The sequence below is a fragment of the Peribacillus sp. NPDC056705 genome (genome assembly GCF_043656335.1).
Genome location: NZ_JBHTYI010000022.1, coordinates 45374 through 68182, shown reverse-complemented (window position 1 = coordinate 68182; position 22809 = coordinate 45374). Strand labels below are relative to the sequence as shown.

Annotated in this window: 22 protein-coding genes; 5 read left to right on the top strand and 17 right to left on the bottom strand. The window is 35.9% G+C overall.

Going from position 1 to position 22809, the window contains the following annotated elements; translation table 11 throughout:
* From ACFRAK_RS20600 to ACFRAK_RS20565, 8 genes are all read right to left on the bottom strand, one after another.
* Positions 1–1163, bottom strand: a 1163-nt coding sequence (locus ACFRAK_RS20600; RefSeq protein ID WP_394572366.1) for a glycosyltransferase, incomplete at its 3' end; no start/stop codon positions are given.
* Positions 1132–1488: a hypothetical protein gene (locus tag ACFRAK_RS20595; protein ID WP_387708243.1), complete on the bottom strand. Its 357-nt coding sequence runs from the start codon at positions 1486–1488 to the stop codon at positions 1132–1134. The genes ACFRAK_RS20600 and ACFRAK_RS20595, both read right to left, overlap by 32 nt.
* A gap of 513 nt (positions 1489–2001) precedes the next feature.
* Positions 2002–3006: an NAD-dependent epimerase gene (locus ACFRAK_RS20590; protein ID WP_394572364.1), complete on the bottom strand. Its 1005-nt coding sequence runs from the start codon at positions 3004–3006 to the stop codon at positions 2002–2004.
* A 311-nt stretch (positions 3007–3317) separates the two neighbouring features.
* Positions 3318–4499: a hypothetical protein gene (locus tag ACFRAK_RS20585; RefSeq protein WP_394572362.1), complete on the bottom strand. Its 1182-nt coding sequence runs from the start codon at positions 4497–4499 to the stop codon at positions 3318–3320.
* Complete coding sequence (locus tag ACFRAK_RS20580) at positions 4486–6006, bottom strand: glycosyltransferase (protein WP_387598834.1); 1521 nt, start codon at positions 6004–6006, stop codon at positions 4486–4488. Before ACFRAK_RS20580 ends, ACFRAK_RS20585 begins: the two co-directional genes overlap by 14 nt.
* 325 nt (positions 6007–6331) lie before the next feature.
* Entirely contained in the window at positions 6332–7651 is a 1320-nt protein-coding gene (locus ACFRAK_RS20575; RefSeq protein WP_387599341.1) for a UDP-glucose dehydrogenase family protein, read from the bottom strand.
* A gap of 1 nt (position 7652) precedes the next feature.
* The gene (gene galU / locus ACFRAK_RS20570) at positions 7653–8558 is read right to left on the bottom strand and encodes a UTP--glucose-1-phosphate uridylyltransferase GalU (protein ID WP_387708561.1); all 906 of its coding nucleotides are present in this window, start codon (positions 8556–8558) and stop codon (positions 7653–7655) included.
* A gap of 1548 nt (positions 8559–10106) precedes the next feature.
* Positions 10107–10703, bottom strand: coding sequence for a serine/threonine protein kinase (locus tag ACFRAK_RS20565; protein ID WP_387598840.1), 597 nt, complete (start codon positions 10701–10703; stop codon positions 10107–10109).
* Positions 10704–11029: 326 nt separating this feature from the next.
* On the opposite strand from ACFRAK_RS20565, the gene ACFRAK_RS20560 reads away from it, so the two are divergent.
* The 3 genes from ACFRAK_RS20560 (at position 11030) to ACFRAK_RS20550 (ending at position 13884) form a co-directional block, all read left to right on the top strand.
* On the top strand, positions 11030–11503 hold the full coding sequence (locus tag ACFRAK_RS20560; RefSeq protein WP_394572360.1) for an NUDIX hydrolase: 474 nt from the start codon (positions 11030–11032) through the stop codon (positions 11501–11503).
* On the top strand, positions 11503–12591 hold the full coding sequence (locus ACFRAK_RS20555; protein WP_387598845.1) for a glycosyltransferase: 1089 nt from the start codon (positions 11503–11505) through the stop codon (positions 12589–12591). Before ACFRAK_RS20560 ends, ACFRAK_RS20555 begins: the two co-directional genes overlap by 1 nt.
* Positions 12592–13095: 504 nt before the next feature.
* The gene (locus ACFRAK_RS20550) at positions 13096–13884 is read left to right on the top strand and encodes a HipA family kinase (RefSeq protein WP_387708337.1); all 789 of its coding nucleotides are present in this window, start codon (positions 13096–13098) and stop codon (positions 13882–13884) included.
* A gap of 59 nt (positions 13885–13943) precedes the next feature.
* Here the strand turns inward: ACFRAK_RS20550 and ACFRAK_RS20545 are convergent, their stop codons facing one another.
* On the bottom strand, positions 13944–14318 hold the full coding sequence (locus tag ACFRAK_RS20545; protein ID WP_387598851.1) for a hypothetical protein: 375 nt from the start codon (positions 14316–14318) through the stop codon (positions 13944–13946).
* 578 nt (positions 14319–14896) lie between these two features.
* On the opposite strand from ACFRAK_RS20545, the gene ACFRAK_RS20540 reads away from it, so the two are divergent.
* On the top strand, positions 14897–15541 hold the full coding sequence (locus tag ACFRAK_RS20540; RefSeq protein ID WP_387598853.1) for a 2OG-Fe(II) oxygenase: 645 nt from the start codon (positions 14897–14899) through the stop codon (positions 15539–15541).
* Positions 15542–15719: 178 nt separating this feature from the next.
* On the opposite strand, the gene ACFRAK_RS20535 is transcribed toward ACFRAK_RS20540, so the two are convergent.
* The 4 genes from ACFRAK_RS20535 to ACFRAK_RS20520 form a co-directional block, all read right to left on the bottom strand.
* A complete protein-coding gene (locus ACFRAK_RS20535) occupies positions 15720–16499 on the bottom strand; it encodes a hypothetical protein (protein WP_387598856.1) in 780 nt (259 codons plus the stop codon).
* 597 nt (positions 16500–17096) lie between these two features.
* Positions 17097–17777, bottom strand: coding sequence for an NAD(P)H-binding protein (locus tag ACFRAK_RS20530; protein WP_394572358.1), 681 nt, complete (start codon positions 17775–17777; stop codon positions 17097–17099).
* A 73-nt stretch (positions 17778–17850) separates the two neighbouring features.
* Positions 17851–18420: a histidine phosphatase family protein gene (locus ACFRAK_RS20525; RefSeq protein WP_394572369.1), complete on the bottom strand. Its 570-nt coding sequence runs from the start codon at positions 18418–18420 to the stop codon at positions 17851–17853.
* Between the two features lie 27 nt (positions 18421–18447).
* Positions 18448–18792 carry an avidin-fold protein gene (locus ACFRAK_RS20520; RefSeq protein WP_394572356.1) on the bottom strand — a complete coding sequence of 115 codons (345 nt, stop codon included), beginning with the start codon at positions 18790–18792 and terminating at the stop codon, positions 18448–18450.
* Between the two features lie 241 nt (positions 18793–19033).
* Between ACFRAK_RS20520 and ACFRAK_RS20515 the strand changes: the two genes are divergently transcribed.
* Positions 19034–19555, top strand: a complete 522-nt coding sequence (locus ACFRAK_RS20515; protein ID WP_034306915.1) for a DUF2179 domain-containing protein — start codon at positions 19034–19036, stop codon at positions 19553–19555.
* Positions 19556–19596: 41 nt separating this feature from the next.
* Here the strand turns inward: ACFRAK_RS20515 and ACFRAK_RS20510 are convergent, their stop codons facing one another.
* The 4 genes from ACFRAK_RS20510 to cls all read right to left on the bottom strand — a co-directional run bounded on the left by ACFRAK_RS20510 (position 19597) and on the right by cls (position 22695).
* A complete protein-coding gene (locus ACFRAK_RS20510) occupies positions 19597–19875 on the bottom strand; it encodes an HNH endonuclease (RefSeq protein WP_387598864.1) in 279 nt (92 codons plus the stop codon).
* 15 nt (positions 19876–19890) lie between these two features.
* On the bottom strand, positions 19891–20295 hold the full coding sequence (locus tag ACFRAK_RS20505; protein WP_387598867.1) for a cytosolic protein: 405 nt from the start codon (positions 20293–20295) through the stop codon (positions 19891–19893).
* Between the two features lie 63 nt (positions 20296–20358).
* On the bottom strand, positions 20359–21114 hold the full coding sequence (locus ACFRAK_RS20500; protein WP_260288319.1) for an exodeoxyribonuclease III: 756 nt from the start codon (positions 21112–21114) through the stop codon (positions 20359–20361).
* A 75-nt stretch (positions 21115–21189) separates the two neighbouring features.
* Complete coding sequence (gene cls / locus ACFRAK_RS20495; protein ID WP_387598871.1) at positions 21190–22695, bottom strand: cardiolipin synthase; 1506 nt, start codon at positions 22693–22695, stop codon at positions 21190–21192.
* Positions 22696–22809: the final 114 nt, after the last annotated feature.

The following is a 22809-nucleotide window of genomic DNA, read 5'->3' as shown; positions in this document are numbered from 1 at the left end:
GTTTCCTTTTCTGTGTTCTTTTCCGTTTCCGTTTCCTTTTCCGTGTTCTTTTCCTTTTCCTTTTCCGTTTCCTTTTCCGTGTTCTTTTCCGTTGAATTAACGAGTGAATATAATCTTTGTTGCTCCATAATTTGTTTATTGATATCAAATTTTTCTTCAATAACTTTCCGTGCTCTTTCCGTATAGTCGTTCCAAACCTCTGGATGTTCTAAAAAGAATTGTATGCCTTTCGCTAATTCAATATCATTTTTTTCTGGAGCCAGGTATCCTGTTTTCTGGTGTTCAATTAATTCAGGGATACCCGCATGTTGAGTAGAAACGACAGGTAACCCGCTAGCCATTGCTTCTTTTAAGGCATTAGGAATGCCTTCAATATCACCATTTTTAGCAGTCTGACTTGCAAGGCAAAAGATATGAGCTTTTTTCAATTCGTTCGAAACTTGTTTTGAATTCATAGCTCCTCTAATAATCACAGCATCTTTAAGGTTAAATTCTGTAATGACCGATTTAATTTTATTCTCATCTTCACCTGCTCCGATAATATGCAGTCTAGCATTTGGATATTGTGTATAAATCCGTTTAAATGCTTTTAAAAGAGTGATATATCCTTTTTTGTCTACAAGTCTACCTACAGACAAAACTCTTATTTCGCCTTCTTTAGGTGGTTTGGGGGTAGAATAGGCGAAAAGATCCAATTCGATACCTCCATATAACACATGAATTTTATCGTCCGGAATTCCTAAACTTCTTAATCCTTGTGCAAGATATTGACAAACAGGGAAAAAGTGTGCACCATGTTTAATTAATGATGAATATCGCTGGGCATTTTTCTTGAAAATTTCTGGTCTGTCAGAACCATCGCGCCCTCTAATGCTAACGATTAATGGGATATTATATTTTTCACAAACAGGCAAAATTTCTTGTCCATGTTTTCCGTGATGAGCATGAATGGCTATGATTTCCTGTTCTTTGAAGAATTTTTCTAGATCTTTAATCTTGTTTAAATTATAGTAGTTTTTAAAGGGGAATTCTGTATGGTTGGTATCATCGAATGGGCCGATTACGATTGAGCGATAGCTACTTATCTTTACGATTTGATTATATATAAAACGTTGGTGTGTTTTAATGTTTTCACTTACATAATAAGCAATGGTTTTCATCATGCCTCAGTCCCTTTAACAAGAAATTCATATTTCTCTTCTCGCGTTCTGCTAAAACTAATAGTTCTTGATAATTACCTATTTTTTTTATCTTTCCTTGTTCTCCAATTTGTTTCACTTGCTTGTGATATTCATGAGTGAAAATGGAATCAGCTTTAGAAATGTCTTTGTATGGTAGGTCTTCAGAACAAACTATAAAATTGTTTTTAAACAGAGGATTTAATTTGAATAGAGGACTTTTTGTAGAATGACATGTAAAGGACTTCATGAGAAAATCTAAATGCTTCTTAAGAATTGCCAATGATGTTTTCATATTTTCAGGGTTCAAATTACTTTCTCCTTTTATTAACTTACAAATTTTCAATTAATCTTTTTGCATGCATATAATTTACCCTTCTATTTATTATTAGATTTTGGATTTTTACACAATATATTTTTATTTATATTGAACTGTATTGCCATGCATACTTTAAATCTACTTAAACCGAATCTGTCTTCATTCATCGTTTTCACATGGACATTTTTTAATTTTCAGCATTTTATTAATGGCATTCGTTAATTGGCCTTCCATACCAACTCAAGGATTAAAAAAACAAGAAAAAATAAATGGTGTCATTGAAGCTATATTTGAAGGCGGATCGTTTGATGGTTTTCACAATTTTAAAACTTGACCTATTCCGAATTATTTCTTCTCAAGGCCTGACACCATTACCTTATCTTTGTTATTCTTTCAAGTTGAGGTGTTTGAAATTTTTTATACCTTTCTGTCTGAAACAGAAATTCCATTATTATTTTTTATCCACTAAAATCTCACTTATTAAAATTCACTGCTTCTTTTTTCTTATTTATTATAATTTTTGTACCAATTCACAAAATGAGTTAAACCTTCTTCTATTGTTGTTGAAGGATAGAACCCCACATCAGCATGCAAATCGGCAATATCTGCATATGTCTCCTTAACATCTCCCGGTTGCATCGGTAAGAATTCTATTTTTGCCTTTTTTCCAATTAGTTTCTCTAATGTGGTAATGAAATCCATTAATTTTATCGGCTTATTGTTACCAATATTATAAACTTTGTATGGGGCATAACTTGAACTTGGGTCAGGGTAAGCTCGATCCCATCCAATATTATAAACCGGTGGCTTATCAAGTAGCCGGATTATTCCTTCAACAATATCATCGATATAAGTAAAGTCTCTTCTCATATCTCCATTATTAAAAACCTTTATTGTTTTCTCTTCAATAATATTTTTAGTAAAAGAATAATAAGCCATATCTGGCCTCCCCCATGGACCATACACCGTAAAGAAACGGAGTCCTGTGGTTGGAATATTATATAAATGACTATAAGTATGAGCCATTAATTCATTCGACTTTTTAGTGGCAGCATATAAACTTACTGGATGATCCACTGGGTCTTTGGTTGAGAAGGGGATTTTTGTATTTGCACCATATACAGAACTGGATGATGCATAAATCAAGTGCTTCACATTATTATGTCGACAGACCTCTAAGATATTTACAAATCCAACCAGGTTGGACTTAACATAAGAATCCGGGTGTTCTATGCTATAACGTACTCCCGCTTGTGCTGCTAAGTTGATGACTATATCAATGGTCCTGTCTTTAAATAATTGATTTAATTTTTCTTTATTGGCCAAATCCAAATTGTGAAATTCAAAATCAGGGTTATCTTTTAATATCTTGAGTCGATTGTTTTTTAAAATAACATCATAATAATCATTAATATTGTCTACTCCTATAACTTTGAAATCTAGGCTTAATAAACGTTTTGTTAAATGGAAACCAATGAATCCTGCAGCCCCTGTTACTAAAATGTTCATAACAATAATTCCAATCCTTTCTATTACATTAGGATTTTGATACCTTTTCGGAACACTGTGTAAGCATTAATTATATATTTATACTTTCGACCCTTTACAGCAACAGAACAAAGTTCATTATGACGGATATTAAGAGGAAGCAAACTCAACATCTTCATTATGAAGATACCTACGTTTTATTCGTAATTCACGAATGAAAAACCATTAAATGAAAATCATCATGAATTTATTAAAATGCTCCTTTTTGTGATAACTAAAACCTCAACAAAATAGGCGTAATACCCTTTTAGGTTCCAGTTACATTACCATGACTATACAAGCGTATTATCATTTTCGGTTAATGGGATTGGTGTTTTTGTCCATTCAGCATACGTATCAGGATCTATCGCCTTCACTTGTTCCAAAAAAGCATCTAAAAAATTTCTTTCTCGAAGGTCTTTAAATAACTCGAGAGGCCTTTTTTGTTCACGCGAAAACGAGTACACATGGTCGACTAATTTAAAACCATTCTTGGTTATGATAATATGCCGTAATGGAGCATCAATTTGTTTGAAACCTGAACTTTCCATTGTTTTTAATATATAGAGTAATCGTCTTGTTATGTCCTCAGAAAGTACAGTTTGTTTTTTTAGAAACGTATTTAAATCTGGTCCTAATAGATATTCCATTAAAATATAATTGGGTCCTGTTTCAAAGACTTTCGGTATAAAAGGCAAGTCTTGACTTGATAAAAGAACCATTTTTTCCTGATCTGCATGTTCAGTTTTCCCGTAAAGTTTAACGCATGTGTTTTCAGACACACGATAAACAGCACCTTGATGCCCTTTTCCAATAAGTGTTTGTGTTATAGCGCTATCCACTTTCACTCCATTACCTGACCCGCCTGAGAGGACGGGAATGTTTCTAAAGTCCAAATTATTTTGATTGAAATAATCCTTCCACTCATTGAAGGTGTCCGGTTCAAGCTTTTTCACTTGGGCTAAGAACGATTCCTTTAAAAGGATAATATTTAAATCTCTTAATAATTTTAAAGGCACAGGGTGCATCCTTTTAAAGGAATTTACATGGTCAATCACCTTAAGTTCCTCATTGCCAACGACAAAAATATGACGTAGGGGGGCATCTAACATTGTGAAATTTGCTTGTTTTAGTTCTTTTAATATATAGAGAAGTTTCTTTACTATAGAATCAGGGATATACGTACAATTTCTCAGATACTCTTTTAAGGTTGGTGCATTAAAATATTCCATGACTATATAATTTGGACCTGTTTCATACACCATTGGCATAAAGGGGAGGTGCTTTCCAGCTTTAAGAGCTTCTTCCTCCATTTCCGCTTGTACGGGGTCTGAATAGATTTTCACACATTTATCTTCTGAAAGTTTAAATACTGCACCTTGAGCTCCCATTCCAATCAGCGTATAGGTAGTCGGATTGTGAATTTCCAAAGATTTTTCACCCTTGGTTACAGTAATCGTTTTATAATCCTCCATGTTCTCCTCCTAACTGCTCACCTTGGGCCATATGTTGAAAATTTTGAATTTTATTCAGGGCTTTTTTGACCTTTTCGACTTTTTGAGCCTTTTTTGCATTTTTACGAGATGCTCTTTTTTCATCATTACCTTTAGCCTTCAGTTGAATTTTCGCTTTTTTGTCCTTTTTATTAGATGCTACAAGTTCATCTTTGACTTTATCTTTAGTCTGCCGTTGTAGCTTTTGAAACTGTTGTAGCTGCTGTAGCTGTGGAAGTTCTTGAAGTTCTTGAAGTTCAGGAAACTTCTGTAGCTGTTGCATATAAATAAGGGCTTTTTTGGCTAAATCGACTTTTTTTCTAGACGCAATTGTTTCGCCATCATTACCTTGCTGTTGAGGCTGTGGGGTTCCCTTAAGGGGTTTTTTATCAATTCGGCGAGGTGTTACTGCATATTGTTTCCTTACTTTATAAGGGGCTACAAGTTCATCATAAAATTCAGCTTGTTGTCGAAGCTGATGGGTGAGGTTAAAGTTTTGTTCGACTTTTTGACGAGCCGCCATTGTATATGTTTCCCACATCTCTCTGTTAGTTAGCATGAATTCAAGAGCATCTGCCAGTTCATCCACATTGTTTTCTTGTACTAAAACCCCCTCTTTGTTATTGGTTATCAATTCAGGGATGCCGGCATGATTGGTCGAAATCACTGGTACTCCAATCGCCATAGCTTCTTTTAATGTATTAGGTATTCCTTCAACATCGCCATCGGCAGATTCTAAGCTCGCGGCGCAAAATATATCCGCATTGGTCAATTGTTCTCGTACTTGATCTTTAGGGAGATGATTCAATAAACGAAAAGAGTCTCCTAAATTAAGTTGATTTGCCAGTGACATGAGATATTCTTCAAGCTCCCCCCTTCCGATAATCGTCAGGGTTGCATTTGGAAATTCACCTCTGATTTTTTGAAATGCTTGCATTAAGATATGATGTCCTTTTTTTTCCACCAACCTACCGATGGATAAAATGTTTTGAGAGCCCCCTTTGTGCGGAGTCCGGTATTTGAATTCGTTAAGGTCTACGCCCCCATAGAGCACTTTGATTTTTTCTGAAGGACAACCCCAAGCAATTAGCCTATCTGCTAAATACTGACAAACTGGAAAAAAACGCTCACCTCGATCAAATAGCTTTTTCATGTTATCTAGATATCCAATGGGCTGATTAGCCAGGGTTGCATCCCTGCCTCTTATACTTGTTACCAACGGAAGGTTTGTTTCCTCTTTAAAAGGAAGTAATAACATCCCTAATTGACCATGGTGGGCATGTAGGAGGGAGATATTATTACTTTTCACATATTCTTTCGGTGAGAAAATTTCATTGAGATAATGAACTTTCTCATTCAAAAGGGAAAGATCTGTCATATACTTAGGTTGTCGTACCATGTGGATATAATCATAATCAGGAACTTCTCGAATCTGTGAGATATATTGGGTCGGGTCGACTCTTAAATTCAAATGCATAACTGTGTGCAAATAAATGATCTCCTTTCATGCATAGTAAGCAAATTTCCTGGACCTTTTCAAGTATATTATGCAGGACTCTTTAGGTACGCATGGACTAATAACATAAAGTAAAGCTAAATGGCGGAGAGCCTAATACAAAGAATGGATTGAAGTAAGGGCCGTGACACAAGATTATTTGTGCAAACAATGGATCGATGAAGATATTTCATCCAATTAAAGAAATATAAAAAAGCACCCTAGGACTATCAAAGGTGCTGCATTGCCAATATGAACCGAACATATGTCTTTAAAGAATCATGTTCGGATTAATGAAGTGTTAGAAAGTGTTTTCGCTTTATGTCATATCAATAACAATTGCTGGTCTTCCTACTGGATAATATTCAATTTTCTTGCACGCTCTGATTCGATTTTCTTCAAGACAATTTCTGCCATCAAAAACAATCGGTTGTTTCATTCTATTCATCAATGTCTCCACATCTAAATGTCTAAATTCATTCCATTCGGTAACAATAAATACAGCATCCGCACCCGCTGTCGCTTCGCGCACTGAGCTGGCAAATCTAATTGTATCCCCTAATATCTTCTTCGCATTATCTATAGCCACCGGATCATAAGCTACCACTTCTGCTCCAAGTTTGGTTAAAGAACGTGCAATTTTGATGGATGGAGCTTCTCTCATATCGTCTGTCTCTGGCTTGAAAGCAAGACCGAGCATTGCAACTTTTTTCCCTTTTAAATCCCCAAAGCGATTTATCGCTTTCGTTACAAGGAGTTCCTGCTGAAAATCATTAATCGCTACTGTTTCTTTTAATAGGGAAAAATGTACTCCATTTAACTTGGCAGTATGAAGCAACGCTTTAACATCCTTTGGAAAACAAGATCCACCATAACCAATACCGGGCTGTAAAAAAGCTTCTCCAATCCTTTTATCTTTTCCCATCCCCTTTGCTACATCTTTAACATCTGCACCTACTACTCCGCATAAATTGGCAACTTCATTGATAAAGCTAATCTTAGTCGCCAAAAAGGCATTAGAAGCATACTTAATCATTTCAGCACTTCTAATACTGGTTAGTATAAATGGTACATTTAACGGACGATACATTTCTTGGACTTTCTTAGCCGCCTCATCATTTTCAGAACCGATGATGATCCTATCTGCCTTCATCGTATCCATAACGGCCGATCCTTGTCTTAAAAATTCAGGATTTGAAACCATATGAAAGGTGACCCTTTCGTTACAGCGTTCTTCCATAATTTTTTTAATAAAATCATTCGTACCAACTGGCACAGTACTCTTTATAACGACTACTGAACTCTGCACTAGGTTCGCGGCAATATCCTTCGCAGCTTGCACAATATACGATAAATCTGCTCCCCCATCCTCCATTTGCGGTGTACCTACGGCAATGATGATGATCTCGGCACCATTTAGCGCCTCTCGATGAGATGTTGTAAACAGCAGTCTGCCCGCTGCGGCATTTTGAGAAAGCAAACTCTCAATGCCCGGTTCATATATTGGAGAAATTCCTTGACGTAAACTTTTAATTTTCTGTTCATCTGTATCGATACAAATGACACTATGCCCTATTTCGGACAAACAAACACCTGTGGAAAGCCCGACATAACCTGTACCCAAAACGGCTATTTTCATATTATTCAAGCTCTCTCTTTATAATCTGCAGATTTTCTTTCTTATTTACATCCCTTAAATAAGAAAGTACTTCATCTCTTATATCATCCCTGCATAAAGCAAAGTCGATTGTTGCTTTAATGAATCCAACTTTATCACCGATATCATATCGGTTTCCCTCAAAGTTATATGCTAATACGGCCTGCTGCCTATTTAGCTCATTTATGGCATCAGTAAGTTGTAATTCATTACCATGTCCAATCGGAAGCTTTGATAGCGTTTCAAAAATCTCAGGTCTAAAAACATAACGCCCCATTATCGCATATGTGGAAGGAGCCTCTTCCCTTTTCGGTTTTTCCACCATGGAATCGATATGAAAAAGGTTAGGCTCAACCATTGTCCCTTTTGGCTTAATAATTCCATATTTACTGACATCCTTTTCCGGTACATTCTGAACAGCTACGACGGAACTGTTGCAATACTCAAAAACACTGATGATTTGTTTCAGACAGGGTGTATTAGACATAACGATGTCATCTCCTAACAAAACAGCAAAAGGTTCATTTCCAATGAAGCTTTCAGCACAGAGAATTGCGTGCCCTAACCCCATCGGTTCCTTTTGGCGGACAAAATAGATATTTGCCAAACTTGATATTTTCTGAACTTCCTCTAAAATATCTAGCTGATTTTTTCTTAAAAGTGCATCTTCCAGCTCATAAGATTTATCAAAATGATCTTCTATTGACCTTTTGCCTCTACCGATTATGATAATAATTTCCTCTATACCCGAAGCTACTGCTTCTTCAACAATATATTGAATCGTTGGTTTATCAACAATCGGCAGCATTTCCTTAGCCTGAGCTTTTGTTGCAGGCAAAAATCGGGTTCCAAGGCCTGCGGCCGGAATAATGGCCTTTCGGATTTTCATAAGCTGCCTCCTTTGTCATTCATTAATCCTTTATATGCATTAGGACAACTTCCGGTCTAGTTAGTAGCCCAATTAGTCCATTTTTATTTAACGAGGACCAGTAGGCTATACATGCAAGCATCCCATACTGGCTGTAGCCGAGCACCGCAACCAGCCGGTTGGTGCCAAATTAAAAACTCCATTTACACTTTTTATTCAATGGAGTTACCATGGCTTTGGTGTAATGGTCGATAAAAAGTTTGAATAAACCAACGTGTGAGCTTTTTGCGGCTTTGACGATTTCCTTTTTTCTTTCTTTGAAAAACTCCAGCCGTCAGAAATGAGGGCAACAATTTCTTTGATTAATATAATGGGTATCGCAAGTCCCGTTTTAAGAGACTAATTAATATGGTTTTATACCTTTTAGTCCCCTTTTCATCAAAAATATATGATGGACTGTATTCACGATTTTTAAGGGGGGAATTTTTACAATTTAATTCTTAATCTACTATTTGATAAAACAATAAAAAGGGGATAGATTAATTCCCCCCTACATTCTTAATTAAATTGTGTTCAGGCATGATAACTAAGAGTACGAAATATGTTGGAATGGTTATAGTTTATGCATTTTATTAACTATCTCCTAGTCAATGAAGGGCAAAAATTGATCCACCGTAATCAAAGAAGTCACTAGTTGTTGTGTCCTTCAAATTAAAGCTTCTTTCGCTCAGCATTGTTGCTGGAAGCGAGGTCCAATTCTTCAAGAGTAATGGAAGCCAAAAGAGCGGTACAGTCTTAGGAGCAATGGGGAAACGGTTGGTGCAATATTAGAGCTATTTGGGAAAAAATGACCTCTCTTTTTATTTAGGAATCCATACATGAGTACTTTGTTATTCTTCTTGACAGAGATCTAAAATTGATAAAGCAGTATTCAACACACCTTTTAATCACTGAGCGTTTGTCATGTATGGCCGTTAAACTTATTCCACCTTGCAAAAAAACCACTTTATAAAAGAAAAAATCGTTATCCGTTTGTAAAAATATAATTATCTTCGTGACAATGAAGGCAAAACGGAAAAAATTCGCGACATGAATATCGCGAATTGCTTCCTGGAGTTCTATGACTTTATAAAAAACGTATTACTCCTAACTTATTCCCATATAAGAAAGCGACATCCCATTTTATCCTGCTCAGGCCTATCATCAGCTAAATTAGACTGTAGAGTTCGTTGGCGCGGAACATGTCGGCAACCATGCCTTTCGAAAAACAATAGGCTATTGGTTTTACAAAGCCGCTAAGGATATTTCCGAACGTGTACATTACGAATGGGAGTAACAAGGCATACTGCGCATTTCGCAAATTTCATAGTCTAAGAGAATTCCATCCTAATAAGTCGAACTCCATTACGTGAAAGAATCGACTTTATTCCTTTAGCTTTTCCTGCCTGTACAACATAATTGGTTTTGTGATGCATTCATCATGAAATTTTTTTCGTATACCATACTTGCACCGGTTCGAGCATTTGCTGAAGCCATTTTCCCATATTGTCATCCTATCGGGTAGGTTTCCTATATCGCATTGAAATCGATATTTTTCTGCCAGTCTTCATATGATTCAGGATCGATTTTCTTTGCTTGTTCCAGGAATGAATCCAATAACCCCAATTTCTTTAGATCACGAAACATCTTCGGATTATATGGGTCATTCATTGTGAGGCCATCTGAATGATCGATTGCTTTCAGCACATTTCCCTTTGTTACAACAAAATGTCCGATTGAGGTCTTGATTCTACTAAATCCAACTCTCTTTAGTTCCTTTCGAATCATTATGATTTGTTCTGTAAACGTTTCGGGAATATCCTGCTTTCCTTTCAAATAATCTTTTAGATTGGGACCTTTTAAATACTCCATAATTACATAGTTTGGTCCGACTTCATATAACCTCGGAACAATATGGGTTTCCTTCGCTGCTTCAAGTGCTTTCCCCTCTTTAGTTGCTGCATTAGGATTGACATATATTTTTACGCAAAGATCTTCATCAAGCTGAAAAACTGCACCTTGACTTCCTTCCCCAATTAGTTTAAATTTGGTTGGATTATGAATAATAAGTCCCTTTTTACCGTTCTTTTCTATTCTCTCAACCTTTATTGATTTAAAATCCTCCATCTACTCTTGCACCTCTTTTCTTCTTTTTAATAACCATTACCTATAATATGAAATCATCGATTAGTTGCTTTAGGTTAATAACACACTTTATCACAAAATTAAGTCATCCCCTCTTTTACAGGCTTCTTAATGATGAAAAGGTCCTAAAGGAAAGCTTTTCCCAGCATTTCTTCAGTGTCTTATGCTCATATACGTACAATTAAAAACTTCACAAAAAACATACAAATATATGTACTTGTCCGTTTCAAGTCCTTTCCATTTTGCATTTAATAAAAAAGAAGAATAACCAGAAGGAAAATGATCAATGATCAGAAAGGGGACTTGAGATGGGATACATTGAAGATTTACGGGCTCTCGTTGGAACCAGAGCTTTGATACTTACTGGGGTTACCGTTTTGGTTATCGATCAAAACAGCCGTTTTCTGATGGTACAATCTGATGAAATATGGAAATTGCCGGGCGGCTTTATCGAATTAGGAGAATCTGCGGAAGAGGCATGCAGACGTGAAATTTTGGAGGAAACGGGAATTAACATCGGTAACCTTCAATTAATTGGTGTCTTTTCTGGGAAGGACTATTTTACGAAACTGCCTAATGGTGATCAATACTATTCAGTCAACATTGCTTACGTGACCGAAGACATACTCAGCGGAGATTTAAAACCTGATGATATGGAAATACAAAAGGTTCAATTTTTTAAATGGTCCGCCTTTCCGAAAGAATTAACTGAACGAGATCGACAAATATTTCAAAGTTTTATCGAAAACTTGATTTCAAAGGGAAGGAAGAGATTGAAGTAATGAAGACCATCGCTTTTTACATTAGAGAACCTATTAAAATAAATCAAGGATTCATGTACAATCAGATCATCATGTTGGATCAATATCGGCCTATTGTAATAGGACCTTACCCAAATAGCGACAATGTTCAATATCAGTTTGAACATTATTTTAATTTAAACGAAATCCCAGACCTTGGAACCTTCCTTAAGGAGCAAAATGTCGTGGCGATTCACGCTCACCAAGGGAAACATTCCACTGATATATTACCAACAGCTATAGAGTATGATATTCCTTTGATTGTGCATTTTCGGGGACGTGATTCATCCACTCAAACATATAAGAGATTTCGCAAAAATGTCCTCCGATATCAAAATTTAGTAAAACAGGGAGCCGGCTGCTTTGCCGTTTGCCATTTTCTTGCAGATGAACTAAAAAAATTAGGATTTAAAGAAGATAAAATACATGTATTATATGGCGGTCTGGATTTAGAATTATACCCGTATGTCCAACGTTCCCTACCTGAAGAAGGTGAAATCCGAATCTTGTCTGTGGCCAGGCTTGTCGAGAAAAAAGGATTTTTTACGCTTTTGAAGGCTTTTCAACGGATTCATCAAGAATACCCAAGAACGACACTGCACATCATTGGGACAGGCAAAGATGAAGAGAAGCTAAGAGTTTTCATTGATGAAAATCAATTAAACGAACAAGTTTTTCTTAGGGGGCCAATGGATTCCAATCAAATTTCTAAGGAATTAAGAGATTCCCATCTCTTTTGCCTTGCCAGTGAAACAGGCGAAGATGGCGATGTAGAAGGAATCCCAAATGCATTAAAAGAAGCCATGGCAAGCGGTTTACCAGTCATCTCCACCTTTCATGGAGGGATCCCGGAATTGATTGAGCATAAAAAAACAGGATACCTTGTTCCTGAGAAAGATGATATAAAACTGGCTCAAGGTATAAAATATTTCCTGAATCATCCAAGAGTATGGAAGAGATATACCAGAAGTGCAAGACAGGTTATTGATGAAAATTTTGATTTAAAAAAACAAATCATCGAACAACAAAGGCTATACAGCTTAATGGAAAAAAATAACGGAGTTAATTGACATAGTCAAAGTAAATGATTATGTTGTCAGTAAATCAGCGATGTTCCTTTCTCCTTTTATCCCCCTCGGACTAGTAATTCTTAAAAAGCACTCCTGAATCACATTCCAAAAAAATACAAAATTCAGTTAGAATTTTGTCCATTTGATTGATCATGGAACATATTTGAGTGGATGTCATTAGTCTAATATAACGCTTACCCAGAATCTGAAATATGATATCCCTTACCAGAAAGAAACCGATGGGGATTCACTATGCTAAATGGAGAGGCTTTTACATCATTTGCAGAAAAGATTGTGCCCCTTCCATACGAATTAACTGCAAATCTTCCCTGTTAAGGGCGGGTTCCCAAAAGAGTAAAGTGAAGCGCTGTACCAATTTCTTTTAGAACAAAAGGTCATATACCAAATCTTATGACCAATTTGATCGAACAATGCAAGAGCAATATGGTCATAAAAAAGACAAGGTAAAAGCTAGACAAATATCTTTAAAGGAGACAAAGTGATATGACAAAATATCCTGTTCGATATGTACAAACATTAAGGGGCGGAACCGCACATGTCATTCTTTTCAGCGATGGTAAAGAATATGTCGTGAAGTGGTTCGATATTAAGAAAGAAAGAGAAAAAGAAGTGGTCAATGAATACCTGATCGGCAAATTGGCAGAGCTCCTTTCACTTCCCGTTATCCCATTTGATCTTGTATATATACCGGAAGAATTTATCAAGAAAACTCCTGAATTACAATCCACTATATACAATTATAGTTCTGGATACCAATATGGCTGTGTTTATATTAAAAACAGTACAGTTTTCGAAAATGTTAGACAGAATCTTCCCACTAAGTCGGATGTTAAAAACCGAGATATGCTAGCCGGTATAACGGTATTCGACCAATGGGTAAATAACTCTGATCGAGGTACGATGAATGTCATATTGGAAAATCTAAGTGATGGTGGCTATTATGTCCATATGATTGATCATGGCAGAGTTTTTCCTGGACGTTACAAATGGTCAGCTCAAACGCTAAGTGAAACACCGGTATATAACTACCATTGGCCTTTTTATAAATGGGCCTTCTCCCTTCTCGATGATCACACAGAGCTTACATCGTTTATAGAAAAGGTAGTGAAATTGCCGAACAAATCGATTTATCAAGTAATTGATTCCATCCCAAAAGAGTGGAATGTGAGTAAGAAGGATAGAGATGCTCTCTACAATTTTCTTTTAGACCAGAAAATTAAATTGCCAGATATCGTTAATCGTATCATCCAGCATCATAGCAACCCAAAATAACATTGGTTTTTCCCCTAGAAAAAAGTAACTCCTTATTAGCTTTAAAGGAGTTACTTTTTTTATCTATAAATCTTTCCATTCCATATAGAATCGAAATCCATTTCTTTTAACTCTTCCAAAAATAATGGAAATAGACCCAACTTTTTTAAACCTTTGAATATCAACTCTTGCCTGTTTCGAATTCTTATATAGGAGCTATAATGATCAATCACTTTTAATTCCTCATCTTTAGTTATAATGTGGCGCAAATCGATAGCCAATCTGGTAAACTTTAAACGTTTCATTTCTTTAAGCACAAAAAGAATTTGCCTTATCAATTTTTCTGATAAGATACCTCCAGACCTAAATATTGGAATGAAGTTACCCACAAGATATTCCAAATTAATATAGATTTGCCCGAGTGTAATAGCGGAAGTCTCTTGTGCAATTTTCAATACATCCACCGCTTTAACGAGATATTCTTGTTTTGCACTTTACAAGAAACTTAGAGAAAAAGAAAAAAGTAATGTATGAGGAAATGTTAAGGAAGTGAAGGAATTTAAATCTATGTGTTACTGAAGGGATTAAAAAAGTAGATGTAATAAAAAAAATCCAATTTCGAACAGTTCATTACGAAAGGAAGCATTTTTTTGAAAAGTCCTTCTATAAATGAAGAAGAATGATAAAACTTGCACAAAAATATGTGTAAGTAAGCGTCATTTCATCTTTATTGAACAGAAGGAAATAAATTCACGTAAGGATTTTTGAAAAAATGCACACATGAATATCTATACTAAGAGACTTGTGGCATATTGTGAGCTTACTATATTTTATGTAAAAGATTAGAGCATGCTATTGTCAAGGTCCAGTTCACCAGTAATTTTAACTGGTCCATCTCATAATCGGACTGTTAGCAAGAATTAAGAAACAGTTATATAACAAGGCTCATGGTATAATTAACATTGTAAAACGCTTACAGGAGCAATTCAAACTAATTGTTCGGAAAATTCTTTCTGTTGGGAGTCGATGAAAGTTGACAGTGGAAAATAAAATAAGTAAAGAACAAACTATCTTTAATCATATTGGAAATAAAATCAAAACAGATGATCGAGAAATTAATGTTATTGCTAGATTAGATGAACCACTAATTGTAATATTAGGAAATGTTTTGAGTGACGAAGAGTGTGACGGGCTTATTGAATTGTCAAAAGACAGAATGAATCGTTCCAAAATTGGAGCTAAGCACGAAGTAAATGAGATAAGAACGAGCAGTAGTATGTTTTTTCAAGAAAATGAATATGATATCATTACCAAAATTGAAAAAAGGATTTCAACCATCATGAATATACCCATTGAACATGGAGATGGTATTCAAGTTCTTAAATATACACCTGGGCAAGAGTATAAAGCTCATTTTGATTTTTTTACATCCTCAAGTATAGCAGCAAAAAATAATAGAATTAGCACAATCATCATGTACTTAAATAATGTGGAGCATGGAGGGGAAACTTTTTTTCCTAAACTGAATTTTTCAGTATCCCCACGAAAGGGAATGGCTGTGTATTTCGAATACTTCTATAACGACAAAAATCTAAACGAACTGACTCTACACGGTGGAGCACCCGTTATCACCGGGGAAAAATGGGTTGCAACACAATGGATGAGGAGACAAAAGTAGTCTGCAGATTGATAATGTGTAAACGGCAGCCTTTATAAGCCTCAATTTTAGGTGCCTTTGTTCATTAGGCACCTATTTCATTAGGATCATGTTCATTAAAAAACGATGAAAACACAAAAAGAATGATCAATATTACCCTGGTTGGTCTCTTTGATCTCAAAATTTCTGAGCACACTATTCATTTTCCCTTAGTACTTTTTCTAAAATTATCGTAATCGGTCTTAATGTAATGAAATACCTTCGCGTTGCCATTATGGTCCGGATGAGTTATTTTTAATAACCCTTTATATTCTGCTAATACTTCTTTATTGCTCGCCGTTTTAGAAAGCCCTAATTTTTCACTATAATCATTTGATTGTGTAGTGGAGTCAATATTGTAATTGTTTCTGATGTTTTCTTTTAATTTTATCAATTCATTACGTAATTCAATATTTTCTTTTAATAAATCCTTTGTTTCATTTTGTAATTCACTTTTCTCATTCTTTAGAATGGCAACTTCCTTTTTGAACATATCCCTCTGCTGAATCAATATTCTTTTTGCAGTTTCATGAAGTTCTTCAATACCTTCTATATGCTTATCTTGAGCTTGTATTTTTAATTTTAATCGGTGTATGATTTCGTCCTTATTTTGGTCTATGATATCATTTATAGCCAGCTTTGGAGCTAATTCATCGCTTATGTAACCATTGTTCCTCTTACCGTTTCCAGAGTATTTAATCTTACCTTCGCTAAGCCAGCGTTTAACAGTTTGCACACTATTACTTTCTGTTACTCCTGCATCTTTTAGCATTTCAAATGCTTGATCTGTGCCATCCATAATGTATCCAGTTTTTCTATTCTTGTTTCCTCCCTCATATTTAATCTTACCTTCACGAAGCCAGCGTCTAACAGTTTGTATACTGCTACTTTCTGTTACTCCTGCATCCTTTAACAGGTCGAAAGCTTGATCTGTGTTCACATTGTTCCCCCTTTCCTCTTATTACGCAATGCATGTTAATCGAATGATATTAGCCTATTAAAAGGAATGTATTTTACAACGAATGCGACTAATTTGTATGTCAATGTTTTAAATAATAGCATAGCCATTATCTAAACAAAGAACAAATAGATGAAGAATGTATGACGAATATCACAGAGAGATAACGATAAGGTATCAAAATTAAAAATGTGAAACCAAAAATACATGATCGGTAGCCACTAAAGGCATGATATCAATGGTGGAGTTCGGTTATTAATCGCAATATATACATTCAGATTGAATCCAGGATCATGTGAAAGTGAGAATGAACGCTACATTATACATAAACAGATGTTATCACATGCTCTGCTACCTTGCGGGATGATCTTTGGCTGCATATGAAAAGAGATAAGAATCATTGATTTCTATAGATTGACTTTTCAGGTCCCTACAGTTTTTGCTTTACCAAGTCCTCTGGTTCTCCACCTTCACTCCATTCCTTTTTTCAGCAGCAAATGATCATCCGTTTATTTTTCCTTAAAGCAGGGATCAAAATTTGCTAATAAATTAAAAAACCGAGCCTTTTGGAGGCTCGGTTCACTGATAAATAGTTTCACTTTGTGAAAGTTTCTCAATTTCATCAGAATTATAAAAATGATATCCTTTTGCCGTCGTTTGGGCCGCAGCGTACATTGCAGCAGCTACTTTGTTTGCATTTATTGCACGATATGGACGTACAGGACCCACAAAGACATATTTAGCAAAAGTACTTATCAGCCCAGAAATCTTTTCACCTGCCCTGAATTCCTGGCGTTCTCCAAGTAATAAGGAAGGGCGGAATATATGTACAGTATTCAATTCCAAGTGTTGTAGTGTTCCTTCTACATCGCCCTTAACACGACTGTAGAAAAACTTTGATTTGGAATTCGCTCCCATTGCAGTTATGACGAGTAATTTTTCAACATTGGCTGTCTTTGCCATTTTAGCTGCTTCGATAACATAGTCATAATCCACTTTACGAAAAGCTTCCTTCGATTTAGCCTTTTTGATCGTAGTACCCAAACAAATGAAAACATCGCTGACTTTGAACAAATCGGAGTACTTGGATAAATTATTGAAATCCACCACATGGCCTATGCACTTGGCATCCGTTATTTTCATTTCGCTTCTTGTCAGTAAATGGATTCCACTATAGATTTTGCTGTTGCTTAGCTCTTTCACCAACTGGGTGCCGACTAAACCTGTAGCCCCTAAAACCAATGCCGTCTTATTAGTCATGATTCCCTTCTTTCTATAATTAGTACCTTACTATCAATCATATCCTTTTTAACTATAACCGAGCTTAATAGCACTAAGATAAATGATTTACTTGATTGAAATCATCAATTATCCAAGAGTCGACTTCAAATCTTATCGTACTCAAACATGCATTGAACAATCGCATTTCGTTGGATACGATTGACTCGTTTGACATCAAACGTAAAATAAAATGAATGACGGCTCCATGTGCAACAAGTATGACTTTCCCCTCAGGATACTCCTTCTGAATTTCCTGGAGTCCATTCATCAGCCTGTTTCGTAAAGATTCCTGATTTTCTTGACCAGGATATTCTTTATTCACGAATGCTGACTCCCTTTCAGCTGCTGTCATTCCTTCAGCAACGCCAAAATCCTTTTCAATGAATTCCATTTTTTCAATAACCAGGACTTCAATATAATGCGAGATGATATCTGCCGTTTCCCTTGCCCTTTTTAAAGGGCTTGAAATAATTACATCCCAATCATCTTTTGACAAAAATTCACCACATTGCCGTGCCTGTATCTTTCCGAGTTCATTTAAAGGGATATCAGTCTGCCCCTGCAGTTTCCCTAGTGCATTCCAATCTGTTTGACCATGCCGCACTAAACAAATAGTAGTAATTGTCCTCAAACCCCTCTAAGTAAATTGTTATTTCTTCACTTCTTCAATGATGGAATGTCCTTCAGTCTGCTCGAGATCTGACCATTTCCATTTTTCATGCAAGCGTATCCTTCCATCGGGCAACATTTCAGGGGTGGAAAGACAGCTGCCTCCTCTTATTTCCCCTTTTTCATTGATATGATTATACCTGAATTCCAGAGTTCCATCCAAATTGACAAGCCCTATTAAAGTCCCTTTAACAATCTCTCCGCCCTGATAACTTGCCGTGAGAATTGAGCCTTCTTGTGAATAGTGGAAGGAAGTCTTTCCTGACACTTCTCCATTTTCAGAATTGACTTTAGCATTAAATATCCGACCATCATAATCAAACATCATCATTCCCCCATATGAATTAATAAGGATAATGATACCAAATTATTCAAAAAAAGAATATTGAAAAATCTTATGGGATTTTAATTTTGTGTTGATGGAAATGACACAAAAAATACATAATATTCCCCATTGAATTCCACTATTATATTGTGGTTAGATTATGGAAGATGTTACTTATGGAATGAACAATCCCCAAGTTGAAACGTCTAATTTAACTGGAAGATGTTGGTGAGGTGCTCAAGTGAAAGAAATACTTCTGATTCTACTATTACAACTTATTTATGTTCCGATTTACACGTTGCGAACCATTTTCTTAGTAAAAAATATTACCATACTTGCCTCGATACTTGGTATAGCGGAAATGTTAATATACGTTTTTGGTTTATCCCTAGTATTTGGCGGTGACCAAAGCATACTCGCCATGGTTGTATATGCAGTCGGTTTTGGAATCGGAATAATTTTTGGTACGAAAATTGAGCAGAAACTTGCCATCGGTTTTATTAATGTAACCGTTAATACTCAAACCAAAAATGAACATTTGGTAGATACACTGAGGAACAACGGATTTGGTGTAACTCTTTATACGGGCGAGGGCAGGGATAGCAACCGTTATCGCATGGAAATTTTGACAAAACGCAATCGGGAACAAGAATTGATAGCAACCGTTGAAAAGTTTGAACCTAAGGCTTTCATCATTTCATATGAACCACGTTATTTTAAAGGTGGATTTTTATTGGATCGGTTGAAAAATAAAGCAAGCTGAATGAAATGCAAAAGCCCATCTTTTCAAGATGGGCTTTTGCATTATTTCGTTTTTGATTTTCTAATCTTCACAGCCCTCGTTACTGGTTGTTTTTTAATCCACTTTAAGTATTTTTTTAATGCTTCATCATCTTTCAGCAATAGCACGGTATTCAGTCGGAAGGCCAGCTCTCGGTTTGAATACAGGGCGTGAATCTGTTTGTGACAAGATTTACAGAGATAGGCAATGGGTAAATGGCTGCCGCCTAATTCTCTAGGTGTTAAATGATGGATGGTCAGTTCTATCTCATCCCTGTCACAAAGCTCACAAGTACCTTTCATTTCATAACTCGTCCATTATGGCTTTACGGATTTTCCTTCTTCAACAATATGAAACATCAAATGGGCAAGATGGTGGATTGGTCCATACTCTTCATTGTCATCATCTTCTTCATTCTCCGCTTCCACTTCATCCATCCCTTGTAAATAAAGAGCCATGAACTCATAAAAATCATTTTTAGTAAAGGAATAACAATCACTTGGATCCTGACTATCTTCTTCATACTGTAAAACTAGATGAGATAAATCACCCTCATCATCTTCAGCATCAAAAAAAACGAAATACCCGATATTTGTATCCAGTTCAAATAATCTGCGAAAACCGCGTGATGTTGATTTTTCAAACTCAGCCGACGTCAATTTTTGCACTTGCATGCTGTCTACATTATCTTCCTGATGAAAGCCCACGATAAATGTGTTCATAATCTAACCTCCTGTTGAATATGGATAACCATTAGTATCCCCATTTAACAGGATTTATTCGATTTAGAGATTTGCTTCCAAGACAACCGGGCAATGATCGCTGCCCATGACATCGCAGTGAATGTTAGCCTCTCTTAAGGAATCTGCCAAACGTTTTGAAACAATGAAATAATCGATTCTCCACCCAATATTCCGCTCTCTCACTTTAGCCATATATGACCACCAACTATAGGCACCTTCCCGGTCCGGATAAAAATGACGAAAAGTATCGATAAAACCTGCATCAAGTAATTCAGTCATCTTTCCGCGCTCTTCATTAGTGAAACCGGAATTCCCAATATTGGTTTTTGGGTTTTTTAAATCCAGCTCAGAATGTGCGACATTAAGGTCCCCACAAAAGATAACCGGCTTCACCAAGTCCAGTTCCTTAAGATAATTTATCATTTCATCTTCCCATTCGAGACGGTAATTAAGCCTGGATAAATCCCTTTTTGCATTGGGTGTATAAACATTCACCATATAAAATTTCTCGAATTCCAGTGTTATGATCCTGCCTTCCGGCTCCTCGTTCAGCTCCCCTACGCCATATTTGACGGAAAGCGGTTTTTCCTTCGTGAAAATGGCTGTACCGGAATATCCTTTTTTCAATGCATAATTCCAATATTGATGGTACCCTTCCAACTCAAGTGAAATCTGCCCTTCTTGTAGCTTAGTTTCTTGAAGGCAAAAAATATCTGCATCCACTTCTTTAAAGTAATCTAAAAATCCTTTTTTTACACAAGCCCTTATTCCATTCACATTCCAGGAAACCAATTTCATATTTTCTTTAATTCTCCTTATGGCCAATTAATTTCTTTACATTTCAACTATACTATTAATCTGCTTTTTTTCCCATTAGAGTACATTCGAAAACAATCTGGCAAATGATTCTTTTGAACGTTCCAGTAAACCACGCTTGTTATATCCGATAGGATCTAGTTTGTCACTATCCATCATATCCTCTTTGTAATGAATGATGAGATCTTCAATGGAATGGCTGCCCATAAGAAAGACATTGACTTCAAAATTCAGATGAAAACTTCTCATATCCATATTTGCAGTTCCTATGGAAGCCATATCACCATCAACGATAATAAGTTTCTGATGTAGAAAACCCTTTTTATACAAGTATACCTCTACACCGAATTGTAGCAGCTCCCCGAAATAGGAGCGACTTCCATATTGGGTTAAAAACCCATCATTTACTGCCGGAACCATGACCCTAACTTGTATCCCCTTAATTGCCGCATGTTTTATGGCTGCCTTAATCGCTTGATTAGGTACGAAGTATGGACTTGCAATCCAGATTGATTCAGTCGCGTTTGTGATAAGTGAAAAGTAATAATCACTCATGATTCCCTGTTGTGTATCAGGTCCGCTTGCTACCACCTGAACGGCTCCATCCCCTTGTTCCCCTTTATTCTTGAATTCTGGACGTTCTTGCAATACATCTTCCCCACTGACATATTCCCAATCCAAAAGGAAAACAGTATGAAGCATAAATACCGCTTCACCTTTAAGTACCATATGTGTATCTCTCCAAAAACCAATGTTTTTATTTCGTCCTAAATATTCCTCCCCTACGTTTAAACCTCCAACAAAGCCAACTTCCCCATCTATGATGATTATTTTACGGTGATTCCTAAAATTAAACTTTTGATTGAAAAATCCGTGTTTCAGTGGAGAAAATGGATATGCTTTTATCCCGGCATTTTGCATCCGTTTAACTTCATTATTTGAAAGGCTTAAACTTCCGGCAGCATCAAAAATGAATAAAACTTCCACACCACTTTTTGCTTTTTCAATAAGTATATCTATAATTTCAGTACCAAGCCTGTCGGAACGAAAAATATAATATTCAATATGGATGAATTTCTCAGCTTTTTTTAACTGTTTTATGATTTCTGTAAACGTTTCGTTCCCATTTTTCAATACTTCCGTTTGCGATGATGTACTAATGATGGTCTCAGAAGCATTTTTGGCAAAAGCTGCGAATGATTGCTGATGATTATTCAAGAAAGATAAATCTGGAGATGATACCTGTGTGACAAGGCTCTTCCATTCTTCACGATCTTTTTTCCTTTTACTTCGAAATAAATACCCCTTTAAATAGAGCTGACCTGAGAATAAATAAAATACATATCCAAATACAGGAAAAAACAAAAGCACATACATCCACAAAAGGGTCTCGTGGGCAAATCTATTTTCAAGCATGAGTGAAAATATGGTAATAAACATGACCAAAATATATAATCCAATAAAAAATAGCTTCACGTCGAAGCTTACTTGAGTGAACAGGATCATATAGATTGAAGCAATTAAAATAAATAAAAATACAAATTCCATTCTTCTTCTTTTCATCTTTTCATTCTCCTACACAGCAATATTATATATATATCTATACATATACCCATATTTGATGGTAAAAGAAACAAAACACTTACGAAAACATTATTCGCAAGTGCTTTGTGTATT